This is a genomic window from Sphingomonas sp. HT-1 (assembly GCF_048568905.1).
Lineage (GTDB): Bacteria > Pseudomonadota > Alphaproteobacteria > Sphingomonadales > Sphingomonadaceae > Sphingomonas.
Map to the genome: position 1 here is coordinate 2342148 of NZ_CP183770.1, position 14380 is coordinate 2356527.

A 14380-nucleotide genomic window follows, 5' to 3' on the forward strand; every position below is an offset into this window, starting at 1 on the left:
GCCGCGCAGTGGCCCCGGAAATTGCGAGGACGCCGGGCCACCTGCCGCTGTACGCAATGCCCGCGCGGCCGGTTACAGCCGGCGTTCTGGCGCTCGTCAGCCATCGTTGTAACCTGTCGCACGCCCCTTGCGTATCGCTCCGGCGGGGAGTGGGAATGCGGCACAGCGAAGCAGAGCTACGAGCGTGGATGACGGCGGGACTGGACGGCGATGCCACGGCACATGCGGCATTGCTGCGCGCGCTGGTGCCGCTGCTCCGCAGCTTTTTCCGTCGCCGCATGCGCGGCGACGAGGATATCGAGGACCTGGTGCAGGAAACGCTGATTGCAATACACACGAAACGCGGCACCTATGATCGGGATCGGCCGTTCACCGCATGGCTCTACGCCGTGGCGCGGTATCGCCTCATCGACCAGCTCCGTCGGCGCCGGGTTGTCGTGCCCATCGAGAGTGTCGAAGATATTCTGGTGGCGGAAGGATTCGAAGACGCGGTGGCGGCGCGCATGGATATCGATCGGCTGCTATCCGGCCTATCGAGCAAGCAGGCGCGGGCAATTCGCGACACCCAGCTGGAGGGCCTGAGCGTCTCCGAAGCGGCCGAAAGCGCCGGCATCGGCCAGTCTGACGTCAAGGTTTCGGTGCACCGCGGATTGAAGGCACTGGCCGCGCGACTGCGGGGGCAGGAATGATGCCACCCGGCGTGGAAACGGACAGCGGCACCGAGCGCCTGATCGCGTCGCTCGCCGCCCATGTACCGCCGGTGCCGCCACGGTTCATCGGGCGTCGGATCGCGCTGGGCACCGCCGGCGGCGGCGTGGTGAGCCTGGGCCTCGTCTTCGCGTTGTTCGGCGCGCGGCCGGATCTGCCCCAGGCGATGTTCGGCTTCGCCTTCTGGATGAAGTGGGCCTACACGATCTCGCTCGGGCTGGTGGCGGTCGCCGCGACGGTTCGGCTGGCGCGGCCCACCGCAGGATCGTTCCGCCCGCTCTGGCCGCTCGCGGTGCCGATCCTGCTGCTGGGAGCACTCGGCGTCGAGGAGCTGTCGCGAACGCCGATGCGCGACTGGCTGTCGATGTGGCTCGGCGGCAGCTGGGCCGAATGCCCCTGGCGCGTGCTGTTGCTGGCGATTCCTATCTTCCTCGGACTGCTCTGGTCGTTCCGCAAGCTGGCGCCGACGGATCTGCGCGCGGCCGGCGCCGCTGCGGGGCTGGCCGCGGGCGCCTGGGCAGCGACCATCTATTGCCTGCATTGCGACGAGTTCGCCGCTGTGTTCGTCCTGACCTGGTACAGCATCGGTATCCTGCTGGCCGCCGGATTGGGCGCGGTGCTGGGTCCGCGCGTCCTGCGGTGGTGAGCTGTAACCGGCGCGTCCGGCACTGCGTAGGAAGGGGGCCGAACCGGCACCAACCGATCTCAGGGAGCCACCATATGATCACCATCCAGACCGGCGCCAGCATCGCTGCGACCGCCGCCCTTGTCGCGCTGTCCAGCGCCAGCGTTGCCGCCCCCGCCGCCTCGGCCGAGAAGGTCGTCCATTGCTATGGCATCAACAGCTGCAAGGGCACGTCGGACTGCAAGACTGCGCAGAACGAGTGCAAGGGCCAGAACAGCTGCAAAGGCCAGGGCTTCAAGGCCATCACCGCCAAAGCCTGCAAGGCCCAGGGCGGCAGCCTGACCGAAAAGAAGTGATGCGGGCGGCGGCCCGGCCAAGGCGGCCGGGCCGCGCCATTGTGCCGGGATCAAAAGGATGATGGACCAGAACCGCTTCGGCCTAGGGCTCCGCAAGCCGCATTATGTCGATTTTCTCGATCGCGCGGTCCCGGTCGATTTCGTCGAGGTGATCTCCGAAAACTTCATGGTACCCGGCGGCCGCCCGCGCGACATTCTGCACAGGATGCGGGCACGCTACCCCGTGGCGCTGCACGGCGTGTCGATGTCGCTCGGCTCGGCCGATGGGCTCGACCGAACCTATCTCGCCGAGCTTCGCGCGCTGGTCGACGCCATCGATCCGCTGTTCGTTTCCGATCATCTCTGCTGGACGCGCTTCGGCGGGTTCCAGTCACACGATCTGCTGCCGCTCCCCTATACGGAAGAAGCGCTCCGCACCGTGTGCGCGAACGTGGACGCAGCGCAGGAGGCGCTCGGCCGGACGATGCTGATCGAAAACCCGTCGAGCTATGTCACCTTCGATGGTGCGGCGATGACCGAATGGGAGTTTCTGGAGGCGCTGTGCGCACGCACGGGCTGCGATCTCCTGCTCGATGTGAACAATGTGTTCGTCAGCGCAACCAACCACGGCTTCGATGCCCATGCCTATCTCGCCGGCATTCCGGCGGAGCGGGTGCGGCAGATCCACTTGGCCGGGCACAGCCAGGGGGAAACACTGCTGATCGACACCCATGACCGGCCGGTGCCGCACCCGGTATGGGCGCTCTACGCTGCGGCCTTGGCGCGGCTGGGGCCCGTCGCAACGATGATCGAGCGGGACGACGCTATTCCACCGCTGGCCGAACTGTTGGGGGAACTGGGCAAGGCGCGCGCGATCGCAGCGTTTGAAATCGCGGCATGAAACTCGCGTAGCTGCAAGCCGAATTCGGCCGCTGGCTCCGCGCCGAATGCCCCGACGCGGCAGCGCAGCTGGGCCGCGGGCCGGGGCTGGACATCTATCTCAACAACTATCGTAGTCAGCTGATTCATGCGCTGGAGAGCGGCTACCCCCAGCTGCGACGGTGGTTAGGCGATGCGGCATTCTTCTCCGCCGCGGCACGACATATTGAGACCGCGCCGCCACATTCGTGGACGCTCGACGCCTATGGCGCCGATTTCGCGCAGACGATCGCCGCGCTCTACCCGGATGATCCGACAGCCGTTGATCTGGCGCAGATCGAATGGGGCCTTGCGGCGGCCTTCACTACTCCCGATGCCGTGCCGGTGGCGGCTGCGGCACTTGGCGGCGTCGATTGGGAGCGCGCGCGATTCCGCTTCGTCCCCAGCATGACACTGTTGCCGGTCACCACCAACGCGGCCGCACTGTGGCAGGCCCTTGCGGCAGGCGCAGCCCCACCGCCAGCGGCGGCGCTGACCCAACCGGCAACCGTGCTGTTCTGGCGACGGGGGTTCCACCCCAGCTTTCGCTCCGCCGAACGCGCAGAGGCAGAGGCGCTGCAGCAGTTGCTGGCGGGCACCTGCTTCGGTGCATTGTGCGACGCGCTTGCCGCAGTAGAGGGCGCCGAGCAGGGTGCGACGATCGCCGGCAGTTGGCTGGGCGGCTGGCTGCGCGACGGGCTGATCGCGGAAATATTCTGAACCCGACGGTCCTCGCCCGCGCTTCTCCCTCCAGCCAATCCGGTTGCGCAAAAGAACAACATGCCTTGCGCCGCACCCGACGCCGAACAACAACGGCGAAAAGCGGGAGAGATGCAGTGGCAGCAGGCGCAGGCCAGGGATCGTGGCGTAATTCGATTCTAGCGGGACTGGCGAACTATATCGATGCCGGTTCGATCGTCTCGGGATCGGTTGCGCTGGCGCTGTGGAAAGCGCAGTTCGGGCTTTCGGACGGATTCATCGGCCTGATCGGGGCGTTCAGCGCCAATGCGATCTCTGCGGGCGTGGGCGCGCTGCTCGGCGGCGTGCTGTGCGACCGGTTCGGGCGCAAGAAGATCTACCAGTATGACATGCTGTTCTACGCCTTCGGCATGCTCTGGCTGGTGTTCGCCAGCGCGCCCTGGATGATCGTGCTCGGCTTCGTGCTGGTCGGTCTGGCCGTGGGCGCAGACATTCCGGCATCCTGGTCGCTGATCGCCGAGCAGGCGCCGGATACCCGGCGCGGCGCGCATTCGGGCGTGGCGCAGTTGCTCTGGTATCTGGGGCCGGTGGCAGTGCTGGTCGCCGCCTATTGGCTGCAGCCGTTCGGCATTGCCGGCATACGCTGGCTGTTCGCGCACCTGGCGATCCTGGCCATCGGTCTGACCTTCCTGCGCTCGCGCATGCAGGAGTCGGAACGCTGGGAGGAAGCACAGGCCGCGCGCCGGGCAGGCACCGCCAGCATCGACTGGCGCGCGCTGTTCGCCCCGCGCTACCTGGGCGCGATTGCCTTCCTGGCGGGTATGTACGGCCTGTGGAACCTGTGGGCCGGCTATAACGGCTTCTTCACGCCCTATCTGATCGCGCAGAACCATCTTCCCGAATGGACAGCGACGATGCTGCCGGCGAGCTATTTCCTGATCGGCATGCTCTCGATCCTCGGCATTTTCATGACGCTGGCAGACCGGGTGAACCAGCGGCTGCTGTTCGGCATCTCGGCGGCCCTGCACGTGATCGGCATGGCGGTGCTGGCAATCTTCGGCTTTCGGCTTGAGATCGTGATCCTGCACATCGTCATCATGGGGGTAGCGGGCGGCTTCGGCGCGCAGAGCTTCTTCCAGCTCTGGTCGGCCGAGCTGTTCCCCACCGCGATCCGCTCGACCGCGCAGGGCCTTACCTTTGCGATCGTGCGCATCAGTCTCGGCATCTGGAGCCTCGCCGTGCCCAGCCTTGCCGCGCAGGATTTCACCACGCTCGCCTGGATCCTCACCGGCTTCCTGGCCGCTTCCGGCGTGATCGGCGTCGTCTGGGCCCCGCGCAACGAAGGCAAGTCGCTCGAAGCAATCGAGCGGGACCGGGCCGGCTAGGCGCTTGGGGGATTCGGGATCATTCCCACTCGATCGTGCCGGGCGGCTTGCTGGTATAGTCGTACGTCACCCGGTTCACGCCGCGCACCTCGTTGACGATACGGGTCGCCACGCGTGGCAGGAAGCCGCCGGGAAATTCGAACGCCTCGGCGGTCATGCCGTCGATCGAGGTCACCGCGCGCAGCGCCAGCACGCTGTCATAGGTACGCCCGTCGCCCATCACGCCTACGCTGCGCACCGGGGTGAGCACCGCGAAAGCCTGCCAGATCGCGTCGTAGAGCCCCGCGTTGCGGATTTCCTCGAGATAGATCGCGTCTGCCTTGCGCAGGATGTCGCAGCGTTCCTTGGTCACTTCGCCCGGGATGCGGATCGCCAGGCCCGGCCCCGGGAACGGATGGCGGCCGACGAACACGTCCGGCAGGCCCAGTTCGCGGCCCAGTGCGCGGACTTCGTCCTTGAACAGTTCACGCAGCGGCTCGACCAGCTGCATGTTCATCCGCGCGGGCAGGCCGCCGACATTGTGGTGGCTCTTGATCGTCACCGACGGCCCGCCGGTGAAGCTCACGCTTTCGATTACGTCCGGATAGAGCGTGCCCTGCGCCAGGAAATCGGCGCCGCCGATCTTCTTGGCCTCGTCCTCGAACACGTCGATGAAGGTCTTGCCGATGAACTTGCGCTTCGCCTCGGGATCGGTGACTCCGGCAAGGCCGTTCAGGAACAGCGTCTCGGCATTCACATGGACGAGCGGGATGTTGTAATGGCCACGGAACAGGCTGACCACCTGATCGGCCTCGCCGGCGCGCATCAGGCCGTGATCGACGAAAACGCAGGTCAGCTGGTCACCGATTGCCTCATGGATCAGCACGGCGGCGACGGCGGAATCGACACCCCCGGACAGGCCGCAGATCACCTTGCCGCTGCCCACCTGCGCGCGGATCTCGGCGATCTTGGCGGCGCGGAACTCGGCCATCGTCCAGTCGCCGGACAGACCGCAAACGTGCCGCACGAAATTAGCGAGCAGCTTGGCACCATCGGGCGTGTGGACCACTTCCGGGTGGAACTGCATCGCGTAGTAGCGGCGCTCGTCATTCGCGATCACCGCATAGGGCGAGCCGGGGCTGGTGGCGACCGGGCGGAAGCCGGGGGCGAGCTGGACGACCTTGTCGCCATGGCTCATCCACACCTGATGACTCTCGCTTTCCTGCCAGAGCCCGTCGAACAGCACGCAGCTGTCCTGAATCTCGATAAAGGCACGGCCGAACTCGCCGCTGTCGCCCAGCACGACTTCGCCACCGAGCTGGTGCATCATCACCTGCTGGCCATAGCAGATGCCGAGGACCGGCAGGCCGCTGTCGAAGATCTCCTGCGGCACCCGCGGCGAGCCGTCTTCCAGCACCGATGCGGGCGATCCGGAGAGAATCACGCCCTTGGGCTTCATCCGGGCAAAAGCCTCGGCAGCGGTGGTGAAGGGCGCGATCTCGGAATAGACCCCGGCTTCACGAACGCGGCGCGCGATCAGCTGGGTCACCTGGCTGCCGAAATCGACGATCAGGATTGAGTCGGTGTGCTGGAGCGTCATGGCCGGCGGATAGGGAGCCATCGCCGGGCTGTCAAAGGGGGTCGACGCCAGAAACAGTCATAGCCGCCGCACGCGGGGGTTACGCCGGCGCCGCTCAATCCCCATATCAAGCGTATCGCAGGCAAGACGGTTCCGTAAGCGCCAGCGGCTGAGAGACGGATGCGCTCCCGCTTACGCAAGCCGGAGACCCGTAATGGACCTCAACGATCTTCTTTCGCGCCACCAGACTTCGCTGATGCGGGCGGGCACCGCCGGATGCGTCGAGGCGCAGGCGGCGCACCGCGGCCTTGCCCGCGGCTATGCCGATCGCATCCGAGCGCTTCAGGCAAGAACGGGCACTGGCGGGGTGCTGCCCACACCGTTCTGATCGGCGCCCTGCCCCTGCTCCCCTCTGCCAAGGAACCTGCCGAATGACCGAACCGTCCGCCGACGTCCCGCAGTCGCTGCCCGCCAAGCCAACCCGGCAGGGCCCGTTCCGCCGCAAGTTCACCGCCGTGCGCCTGGCCCCGGAAAGCGCCGAGCGGCAAAGCCGCGTCGCGCTGCTCGCCTGGAACGTGCTGGGCGGCGAGCAGGCCATGGCGTTCCTGAACGCGCATGACGAAGCGCTGGGCGGCCGCCCGCTCGACCTCGCCGTGGCAAGCGCCGACGGGTGCGCCGCCGTGGAGCGCGCCATTGCGGCACGCGCGCCGGCTGGCTGAGGTCTGCGCCGATCTCTGCCCCCGGTACGGGACGAGTTCGCCCGTGCCCATGCTACGCTCTGCGCCGGTGCGGCCTTCTTTGCCGGATGGATGCTGGCGCAAGACGCACGTGCCGGGCAAGGCTGCCCACAGGCGCATCGCCGCCGATCGCGCGTGATCGCCAATGGCCTGCGCGAACTGGATCGATTTCTGAACATCCTGATCGACGAAGCCTGCTGGCGCCACGGCTTCGCCGCACAGCCCCGGCAGCGCAACACCGCCAACAAGCTCGCCGCCTTTCATGCGCAGCGAGGGCAGCGGCAGAACGAGCGGCCGCGGCTTGAGGCGCTGGCTCGCGCCCGCGACGCGCTGTTCCACTGCAACGGCATGGCGCTGCGGGGCGATCGGCGCGGCGGCGCGGTGCTCACGCTCGGCTGGCCCGCCGCGGCTGACGCTGCGAGCCTGGCGACGATCGCCGTCGGCGCGGCGATCGTCGTGACGGGGGGCGACATGGCCAGCGTCTGCGGCTATTACCGGCGACTGGCCGACGCCCTGCTGGAAGGCTGAAGCGCCCCCCGGTCGCTCGCCTCACGGCCGGATCGCCAGCCCCGTCCACTTCGCCGCGAACGCCCACAGGTCGGCGGTTTCCTCAATCACCTTGTCGGTCGGCTTGCCAGAGCCATGGCCGGCGCGCGTCTCGATCCGGATCAGGTGCGGCTTGTCGCCGATCTCGGCATGCTGGAGCGCGGCGGCGTATTTGAAGCTGTGGCCCGGCACGACCCGGTCATCGGTATCGGCGGTGGTCACCAGGATCGCCGGATAGGCGGCACCGCTCTTGATATTGTGATACGGCGAATAGGCGTAGAGCCGCTTGAAATCGGCTTCCTTCGCCGGATAGCCATAATCGTCTACCCAGTAGCGACCGGCGGTGAACCGATCGAACCGGGTCATGTCCATAACCCCCACCGCCGGCAGTGCGGCGGCGAACAGATCCGGCCGCTGGTTGGTGACGGCACCGACCAGCAGGCCGCCATTCGATCCGCCCTGGATCGCCAGTTGCCCCTTGCCGGTGATCCCCTGCGCGATCAGCGCTTCGCCGGCGGCGATGAAATCGTCGAACGCGTTCTGCTTGTTGGCTAGGCGCCCGCCATCGTGCCACGCCTTGCCATATTCCCCACCGCCGCGGATGTTCGCCACCACAAACGCTCCGCCCTGTTCCAGCCAGGCGAGCCGGCCGGCGGAGAAGCCCGGCGTGATCGGGATGTTGAACCCGCCATAACCGTAGAGGATGGTCGGCGCGGGGCCGGTCACGCTCTTCTTGCGGACGATGAACATCGGCACGCGGGTGCCGTCCTTGGAGGCGTAGAAGCGCTGCTCGACTGCATAGTCCTGCGGATCGAACGCCACCTTGGGGCTGGCCCAGGGCTGCGCCTCGCCGGTCTTCACGTCGTAGCGGAAGATCGTCGTGGGATAGTTGAAGCTGGTGAAGGCGAAGAAGGTCTCGCCCTTCTCCGGGTCGCCGCCGAAGCCGCTGGCGGTGCCGATTCCCGGCAGCGCGACCTTGCCGTCGGGCGTGCCATCGAGCTGATAGCGGCGCACTTCGGTGGCGGCATCGACCATGTAGCTCAGGATCAGCCGCCCACCGACGATCGATGCGCCGGCCAGCGTCTCCTTTTGCTCGGCCACCACTTCGTGCGGGGTGAGCGACGGATCGGCGAGATCGATCGTCACGACGCGCTGGCGCGGAGCCCCGGCATCGGTGGTGAACCAGAATTTGGTCCCGACATTGCCGATCGCCGACCAGTCATGCTCCAGCGTGCCGATCACCGTCTTCGCCTTCCACGCCGGATCGGCAAGATCGACGATATGGACGAGGTTCTTGTTGTCCGTCCCCTCGCTGGTGGAGATCACCAGATATCGGCCATCGTCAGTAATGCCGGCATAGTGGCTCTGCTTCGGCGCCGCGGGCGTTTCATAGACGAGGCGATCGGCCGACTGGTCGGTACCCAGCTTGTGGAAATAGACCTTGTGGTTCTCGGTCAGCGCCTGGAACTTGGCGTCGGCCGGCGGCTCGGGATAGCGCGAATAGAAGAAGCCGCTCCCGTCCTTGGCCCAGGAAAGGCCCATGGTGTATTTCGCCCAGTTCACCGTGTCGCCGGTTTCCTTGCCGGTCGCCACGTCGAGCACCTTCACCGTGCGCCAGTCCGTGCCGCCATCCTGGATCGAATAGGCGAGCAGCTTGCCGTCTTCGCTGGGCAGCCATTCGGCGAGCGCGGTCGCCCCGTCCTTCGACCAGCCATTGGGATCGAGCAGCACGCGCCCCTCGCCGTCCAGCCCGTCGCGCACGAACAGCACAGCCTGGTTCTGCAGGCCACTATTGTGCGCGTAGAAATAGCGGCTGCCCTTCCGCTCGGGCAGGCCGAAGCGCTCATAATCGAAAAGCTGCTTGATGCGCGCCTTCAGGGCGTCGCGGCCGGGCAGCGTCGCCAGATAGGCGTCGGTCACCTTGTTCTCGGCCTCTACCCAGGCAGCGACCTGGCTGTCGTTGCGCACGTCGTTTTCCAGCCAGCGATAGGGATCGGCGACCTTCACCCCGAATTGTTCGTCCACCACATCGACACGGCGGGTTTCGGGATAACGGATCTGGGTCATCGGCGCGGTGGTCTCCGGCGAGGTCTGGGCATGGGCGATGGCAGGTGAGGCGAGCAGGAATGGCAAAATGAAAGCGCGACGCATCAAGGAGAGCTCCTTCAGGATGCGCGGACCTTAGGCACGCCGGGGCCTGCGCTCAAGCGCGCGAAACCATTGATCTGGTAGGGGTCGAGCGCCGGCGTCGATCGGCGCGGATTGCAAACCGCCGCACGCGACCGGCGCCGGGCGAACCGGCGCTGCCACGCGCGGCGCAGAATGCGGCAATCAGCGCTTGAACAGATTCTCGGCCGTGCGCTCGATCGGCGCTTCATAAGCCTCGGGCGCGTGGCTGGCGGCGTCGCGCTCGGCGCGCAGCTGCTCGATCAGCGCCTCGCGATCGCCTTCCAGGCGAGTGTCGGTCGGGGCTTCGATCCCGGCGGCCTTGGCTGCCTTCGACACCAGCGCGTCCAGCTCGCGCTGCGAGCACAGGCCCAGCGTCACCGGATCCTTCGGCACGATGTTGCCGATATTCCAGTGGGTGCGGTCGCGGATCGCGGCGATGGTGGTGCGGGTGGTGCCGATCAGCTTGCTGATCGCGCCGTCCGAAACTTCGGGATGATTGCGCAGGATCCAGGCGATGCCGTCGGGCTTGTCCTGCCGCTTCGAAACCGGCGTATAGCGCGGCCCCTTGGTGCGGCGGACCTGCTCGGGGCCCTTCTGCATCTTCATCACATAGTTCGGGTTCTGCTGGCCTTTCTCGATTTCTTCCATCGTCAGCTCGTGTGCGCGAACGGGATCGCGGCCGGTGAGCTTGGTGGCGGCGGTGTCGTCGGCGATCGCCTGCACTTCGAGGATATGGAGCCCGCAGAACTCGGCGATCTGCTCGAACGACAGCGACGTGTTATCGACCAGCCAGGAAGCGGTCGCGTGCGGCATCAGCGGCTGGGCCACGGTCAAATCTCCGGAACTTGAAACAATAAGGGCCGCCCATCACGGGCGGCCGCATTGGTTCTTGATGTAGGCAAGGTTGCCCGCCGGAGCAAGCTTTTCCACAAACGCGTCCGTTTCAGGCCGCCGCCTTCTCGTCGCCGATCGGCACCAGCGCGTTCAGGAACTGGTGCGCGCTGGCCTCCCAGGTGAAGCTGCGGCCATAAGCGGCGCATGTCGCGCGATCGAGAGTCAGCGCGCGATCGATGGCGATACCCAGATCCTCGTCCATCGCTCCCGTCTCCGGGGTCAGCACGTCTACCGGACCGGTGACCGGATAGGCAGCGACCGGAACGCCGCAGGCCAGCGCCTCGATCATCACCAGTCCGAACGTGTCGGTGCGACTGGGGAAGACGAACACATCGGCCGCGGCATAGGCAGCGGCGAGATCCGCGCCGAACTGCGCGCCGAGGAACAGCGCCTCCGGGTAGCGCGCCTCCAGCGCCGCCCGCGCCGGGCCATCCCCCACCACCACCTTGGTGCCGGGCCGATCGACCTTCAGGAATGCCTCCAGATTCTTTTCGACCGCGACGCGACCGACATAGAGCATCACCGGTCCTTGCAGCGCCGCCATGCGCGGGTGCGGCGCGATGCCGGGGTGAAAATGGGCCAGGTCGACCCCCCGCCCCCAATGGCGGACCTGCGGCAGGCCATGATCGACCAGCGACTGGCGGATCGAGGCGGTGGAAGCCAGGATCGTCGAACTCGGGGCATGGAACCAGCGGATGTAGCGCCAGATCCATTCCGCCGGGACGCCCGAACGCGCCGAGACATAATCCGGGAACTGGGTGTGATAGGCGGTGGTGAACGGCCGCTTCTGGCGCAGGCACCAGCGCCGCGCCGCTACGCAGAGCGGCCCTTCGGTCGCCAGATGGATCGCGTTCGGCGCAAATTCTTCCAGCATCGCTCCCACGCTGGCGACGCTGGTGATTGCCAGCCGGATTTCCGGATAGGTCGGGCAAGGCAGCGAATAGAAACGGTCGGGGGAAACCACCATCACGTGATGGCCTTCGCGTTCCAGCACCCGCCGCACCGATTGGAGCGTGCGGACGACTCCGTTGACCTGGGGTTCCCAGGCATCGGTCACAATTGCGATACGCACGGCTTCGGTCCTCGCCGTTGCCGTCACGCCGCCGCCAGTCTGACCTCGGATGCTGCGCACGACTCGCGTGCCGCGATTTCCTCGGCCCAGTGGAGAATTTCCATGGACCCGTCGTAATGCTCCACCAGCGCGGTGCAACCCTCTACCCAGTCGCCGTCGTTATAATAAGCGATGCCATCGATCGCGCGGATCTCCGCCTTGTGGATATGCCCGGCGATCACGCCGTCCACGCCGCGTGCGCCGGCCTCGCGCGCCACGATTTCCTCGAACTTGGAAATGAAGGACACGGCGTTTTTCACCTTCTGCTTGGCGTATTTGCTCAGCGACCAATAGGGCAGGCCCATCCAGCGCCGTACCCGGTTCAACCAGCGGTTGAGCGTCATCATCATTTCGTAGGCAGCGTCGCCAAGGTGCGCGAGCCAGCGGTGCGACAAGGTGATCGCGTCGAACTCATCGCCGTGCAGCACCAGCAGGCGGCGACCATCGGCGGTGGTGTGGATCGCCTGGCGCTTGATCTTCACGCCGCCGAAATCGAGCCCGGTGAACTGGCGAAACATCTCGTCGTGGTTGCCGGGAATGTAGACGATTTCGGTGCCCCGCCTCGCCCGCTTCAGCACCCGCCAGACGATGTCGTTGTGGGTCGCCGGCCAGTAAAAGCGCTTCTTCATCGCCCAGCCGTCGATAATGTCGCCGACCAAATACATCTTGTCGCTGTCGACATGGTCGAGAAAGTCGATCAGCATCTCGGCGTTGCAGCCCCGCGTTCCGAGATGGACGTCGGAAATCCACACGGTGCGATACTTGCGACGACTGGTGATCGCCCGCTCCGGAATCGTCGGAGTTGATGCGTGAAAGTCCGCCAGACCGGCGACGTCGAAAGAAAGCCTGGTGATCGTGGCCATTGCCAACTTCCCGTGGATCGCTGTGCTTACCCGGGATTCGCCTATGGCCCAGCATTGTTACATTTCGAATCGTTCGCTTTTCACACGCTTGTCACACATATTCGAACGGGCTGTACCGAACGCGCCGACACAGCCCTGCTCGGTTACTCGGCCGCCGGGGCAACGGGTGCGGCCGGCGGGCTTGCCTGCGCCGTCGCGCCGGACACCAGCGTATCAAGCGTGCTGCCATCGAAGCCGAGTTCGCGCATCAGGCCATCGATAACCGGCGCTTGGGCACGGTAGCGCAGTGCCGCAGCAACGGCCGAATTGGCGAGATTGCGGTCACCATCTCCATCGTTGGCGGCACCGCCCGCCACGCCGCCGCTCCGGCCGTTCAGGCCATCGACCTGCACGATCTTGATCGAATCGATCGCCTCCAGCGGCCTCGCCGCTTCGCGCACCAGTTCGGGGAGCACATTGAGCAGCGCCAGCTTGGTCTGCAGCGAGACCTGATCCGACGAAAGCAGATTCGCTGCTTCGTTCACCGCCCGCTGGCCCGCCGCTTCGACTTCGAAGCGCACACGATCGGCCTCGGCCTTCAGCTTGGCGGCCTCCGCTTCGCCCTCCGCCGCCAGGCGAGCGGCTTCGGCGCGATCGGCAGCGGCCGCCTTCTCGGCCTCCGCCTGCACCTTAATGGCGATGGCGGCGCGCTCCGCCTCGCGTGAAGCGTCGATCAACTCGATCCGCTTGGTACGCTCGGCCACCTCGGCCTCGCGCGCGGTACGCACGGCTTCCTCGGCGACCACCGCCTCGGCGCGCGCCTTGTCCGCCACCGCCCTGGCCTGGCTTTCCTCGCGGCTTTTGTTCTGAACAGCGATCTGCTGTTCCTGCCGAGCGAGTTCGAGCGCCTGCGCCTGGGCGATCTTTGCTTCCTGGATCGCGCGATCGGCCTCGATCTGCTGCGCATCGATCTGCCGCTTCGCCTCGATCCTCGCCTGTTCGGCCTCGCGCTGCCGCGCCGCCTGTTCGCGGGCGACTTCGGACGCCTGTTCGGCGCGACGCACTTCCAGCTCGCGCTCCTGCTCCAGGCGGGCGAATTCGGTGTCCCGGCCGATCAGGAAGGATTGGCGCTGGGCTTCAAGGTTCTTGGTCTCGATCTGGACGCGGGTATCCTGCTCGATATCGTTGCGCGCCTTTTTGCGCAGCTCGATCTGTTCGGTCAGCTTGGTCAGGCCTTCGGCGTCGAACGCGTTATTAGCGTTGAAATGTTCGATCGAAGTCTGGTCCAGACCGGTCAGCGACACGCTTTCCAGCTCCAGCCCGTTCATCGCCAGATCGGCGGAGCTTACCTGCTGCACCTTCTGCACGAAATCGCTACGCTGTTCGTGGAGTTGCGCCATCGTCATGCCCGCAGCCACGGAGCGGAGCGCATCGACGAACTTGCCTTCCACCAGCTCCTTCAGCATGTCCGGGTTCATGGTACGCATGCCCAGCGTTTGCGCCGCGATCGCGATCGACTGGGCGTCGGGCTTTACCCGCACATAAAATTCTGCCTTCACGTCGATGCGCAGCCGATCGAGCGTGATCAGCGCGTCCGAATTCTTGCGCTCCACCGCCAGGCGCACGGTGTTGAGGTTCACCGGCATGGTTTCGTGGAATACCGGCAGCACCAGGGCGCCGCCGTTGATCACGACCTTCTCGCCCCCGGCGCCGGTGCGCACAAAACCGACTTCCTTGGACGCGCGCTTGTACAGCTTGGCAAAGGTGATGCCGATGATGATCAGCGCCAGCAGTGCCGCGCCCGCATAGGCGAAATAGGGCAGCATCGACGTGGCTCCTTGGGGAACAAGTGA

At 66.1% G+C, this 14380-nt stretch carries 15 protein-coding genes and 1 pseudogene; 10 read left to right on the forward strand and 6 right to left on the reverse strand.

From position 1 onward, the window contains the following. The first annotated feature begins 155 nt into the window (after nt 1-155). The 7 genes and pseudogenes from ACNFJ7_RS10840 to ACNFJ7_RS10870 all read left to right on the forward strand — a co-directional run bounded on the left by ACNFJ7_RS10840 (nt 156) and on the right by ACNFJ7_RS10870 (nt 4670). Nucleotides 156-689 carry a sigma-70 family RNA polymerase sigma factor gene (locus ACNFJ7_RS10840; protein ID WP_026008924.1) on the forward strand — a complete coding sequence of 178 codons (534 nt, stop codon included), beginning with the start codon at nt 156-158 and terminating at the stop codon, nt 687-689. Then, nucleotides 686-1354: a DUF1109 domain-containing protein gene (locus ACNFJ7_RS10845; protein ID WP_019368345.1), complete on the forward strand. Its 669-nt coding sequence runs from the start codon at nt 686-688 to the stop codon at nt 1352-1354. The genes ACNFJ7_RS10840 and ACNFJ7_RS10845 overlap by 4 nt, the downstream gene beginning before the upstream one ends. 74 nt (nt 1355-1428) lie before the next feature. Further along, nucleotides 1429-1689, forward strand: coding sequence for a hypothetical protein (locus ACNFJ7_RS10850; RefSeq protein ID WP_019368344.1), 261 nt, complete (start codon nt 1429-1431; stop codon nt 1687-1689). A 58-nt stretch (nt 1690-1747) separates the two neighbouring features. Then, complete coding sequence (locus ACNFJ7_RS10855; protein WP_019368343.1) at nt 1748-2569, forward strand: DUF692 domain-containing protein; 822 nt, start codon at nt 1748-1750, stop codon at nt 2567-2569. 68 nt (nt 2570-2637) lie between these two features. Next, nucleotides 2638-2772: pseudogene (locus ACNFJ7_RS10860) on the forward strand (putative DNA-binding domain-containing protein); the annotation flags it as partial. Nucleotides 2773-2931: 159 nt separating this feature from the next. Then, nucleotides 2932-3306 carry a hypothetical protein gene (locus ACNFJ7_RS10865; protein WP_236704395.1) on the forward strand — a complete coding sequence of 125 codons (375 nt, stop codon included), beginning with the start codon at nt 2932-2934 and terminating at the stop codon, nt 3304-3306. A gap of 116 nt (nt 3307-3422) precedes the next feature. After that, nucleotides 3423-4670, forward strand: coding sequence for an MFS transporter (locus ACNFJ7_RS10870; RefSeq protein ID WP_019368341.1), 1248 nt, complete (start codon nt 3423-3425; stop codon nt 4668-4670). A 19-nt stretch (nt 4671-4689) separates the two neighbouring features. Here ACNFJ7_RS10870 and guaA read toward each other — a convergent pair whose 3' ends face one another. Then, complete coding sequence (gene guaA / locus ACNFJ7_RS10875) at nt 4690-6249, reverse strand: glutamine-hydrolyzing GMP synthase (protein WP_026008922.1); 1560 nt, start codon at nt 6247-6249, stop codon at nt 4690-4692. A gap of 193 nt (nt 6250-6442) precedes the next feature. On the opposite strand from guaA, the gene ACNFJ7_RS10880 reads away from it, so the two are divergent. The 3 genes from ACNFJ7_RS10880 to ACNFJ7_RS10890 all read left to right on the forward strand — a co-directional run bounded on the left by ACNFJ7_RS10880 (nt 6443) and on the right by ACNFJ7_RS10890 (nt 7493). Beyond that, on the forward strand, nt 6443-6616 hold the full coding sequence (locus ACNFJ7_RS10880) for a hypothetical protein (protein ID WP_019368339.1): 174 nt from the start codon (nt 6443-6445) through the stop codon (nt 6614-6616). A gap of 43 nt (nt 6617-6659) precedes the next feature. Next, nucleotides 6660-6947 (forward strand): hypothetical protein, encoded by a 288-nt coding sequence (locus ACNFJ7_RS10885; protein ID WP_019368338.1) that lies wholly within the window; start codon nt 6660-6662, stop codon nt 6945-6947. A 90-nt stretch (nt 6948-7037) separates the two neighbouring features. Next, nucleotides 7038-7493, forward strand: a complete 456-nt coding sequence (locus ACNFJ7_RS10890; protein ID WP_019368337.1) for a hypothetical protein — start codon at nt 7038-7040, stop codon at nt 7491-7493. Nucleotides 7494-7514: 21 nt separating this feature from the next. Here ACNFJ7_RS10890 and ACNFJ7_RS10895 read toward each other — a convergent pair whose 3' ends face one another. The 5 genes from ACNFJ7_RS10895 to ACNFJ7_RS10915 form a co-directional block, all read right to left on the reverse strand. Then, complete coding sequence (locus ACNFJ7_RS10895) at nt 7515-9662, reverse strand: prolyl oligopeptidase family serine peptidase (protein ID WP_019368336.1); 2148 nt, start codon at nt 9660-9662, stop codon at nt 7515-7517. Between the two features lie 180 nt (nt 9663-9842). Continuing rightward, nucleotides 9843-10493, reverse strand: coding sequence for a DUF1013 domain-containing protein (locus ACNFJ7_RS10900; RefSeq protein WP_173644861.1), 651 nt, complete (start codon nt 10491-10493; stop codon nt 9843-9845). Nucleotides 10494-10623: 130 nt separating this feature from the next. After that, on the reverse strand, nt 10624-11646 hold the full coding sequence (locus ACNFJ7_RS10905; protein WP_026008919.1) for a glycosyltransferase family 4 protein: 1023 nt from the start codon (nt 11644-11646) through the stop codon (nt 10624-10626). Nucleotides 11647-11669: 23 nt separating this feature from the next. Beyond that, a complete protein-coding gene (locus ACNFJ7_RS10910) occupies nt 11670-12548 on the reverse strand; it encodes a UDP-2,3-diacylglucosamine diphosphatase (RefSeq protein WP_019368333.1) in 879 nt (292 codons plus the stop codon). Nucleotides 12549-12691: 143 nt separating this feature from the next. Next, nucleotides 12692-14353: a flotillin family protein gene (locus tag ACNFJ7_RS10915; protein WP_019368332.1), complete on the reverse strand. Its 1662-nt coding sequence runs from the start codon at nt 14351-14353 to the stop codon at nt 12692-12694. Nucleotides 14354-14380: the final 27 nt, after the last annotated feature.

Bases quoted from the DNA above. Each gene is read 5' to 3' on its own strand.
- ACNFJ7_RS10850 (WP_019368344.1), top strand. From the start codon at position 1,429: ATGATCACCATCCAGACCGGCGCCAGCATCGCTGCGACCGCCGCCCTT.
- ACNFJ7_RS10845 (WP_019368345.1), top strand. From the start codon at position 686: ATGATGCCACCCGGCGTGGAAACGGACAGCGGCACCGAGCGCCTGATC.
- ACNFJ7_RS10885 (WP_019368338.1), top strand. From the start codon at position 6,660: ATGACCGAACCGTCCGCCGACGTCCCGCAGTCGCTGCCCGCCAAGCCA.
- ACNFJ7_RS10880 (WP_019368339.1), top strand. From the start codon at position 6,443: ATGGACCTCAACGATCTTCTTTCGCGCCACCAGACTTCGCTGATGCGG.
- ACNFJ7_RS10840 (WP_026008924.1), top strand. From the start codon at position 156: ATGCGGCACAGCGAAGCAGAGCTACGAGCGTGGATGACGGCGGGACTG.
- ACNFJ7_RS10900 (WP_173644861.1), bottom strand. From the start codon at position 10,493: ATGCCGCACGCGACCGCTTCCTGGCTGGTCGATAACACGTCGCTGTCG.
- ACNFJ7_RS10855 (WP_019368343.1), top strand. From the start codon at position 1,748: ATGATGGACCAGAACCGCTTCGGCCTAGGGCTCCGCAAGCCGCATTAT.
- ACNFJ7_RS10895 (WP_019368336.1), bottom strand. From the start codon at position 9,662: ATGCGTCGCGCTTTCATTTTGCCATTCCTGCTCGCCTCACCTGCCATC.
- ACNFJ7_RS10890 (WP_019368337.1), top strand. From the start codon at position 7,038: ATGCTGGCGCAAGACGCACGTGCCGGGCAAGGCTGCCCACAGGCGCAT.
- guaA (WP_026008922.1), bottom strand. From the start codon at position 6,249: ATGACGCTCCAGCACACCGACTCAATCCTGATCGTCGATTTCGGCAGC.
- ACNFJ7_RS10910 (WP_019368333.1), bottom strand. From the start codon at position 12,548: ATGGCCACGATCACCAGGCTTTCTTTCGACGTCGCCGGTCTGGCGGAC.
- ACNFJ7_RS10915 (WP_019368332.1), bottom strand. From the start codon at position 14,353: ATGCTGCCCTATTTCGCCTATGCGGGCGCGGCACTGCTGGCGCTGATC.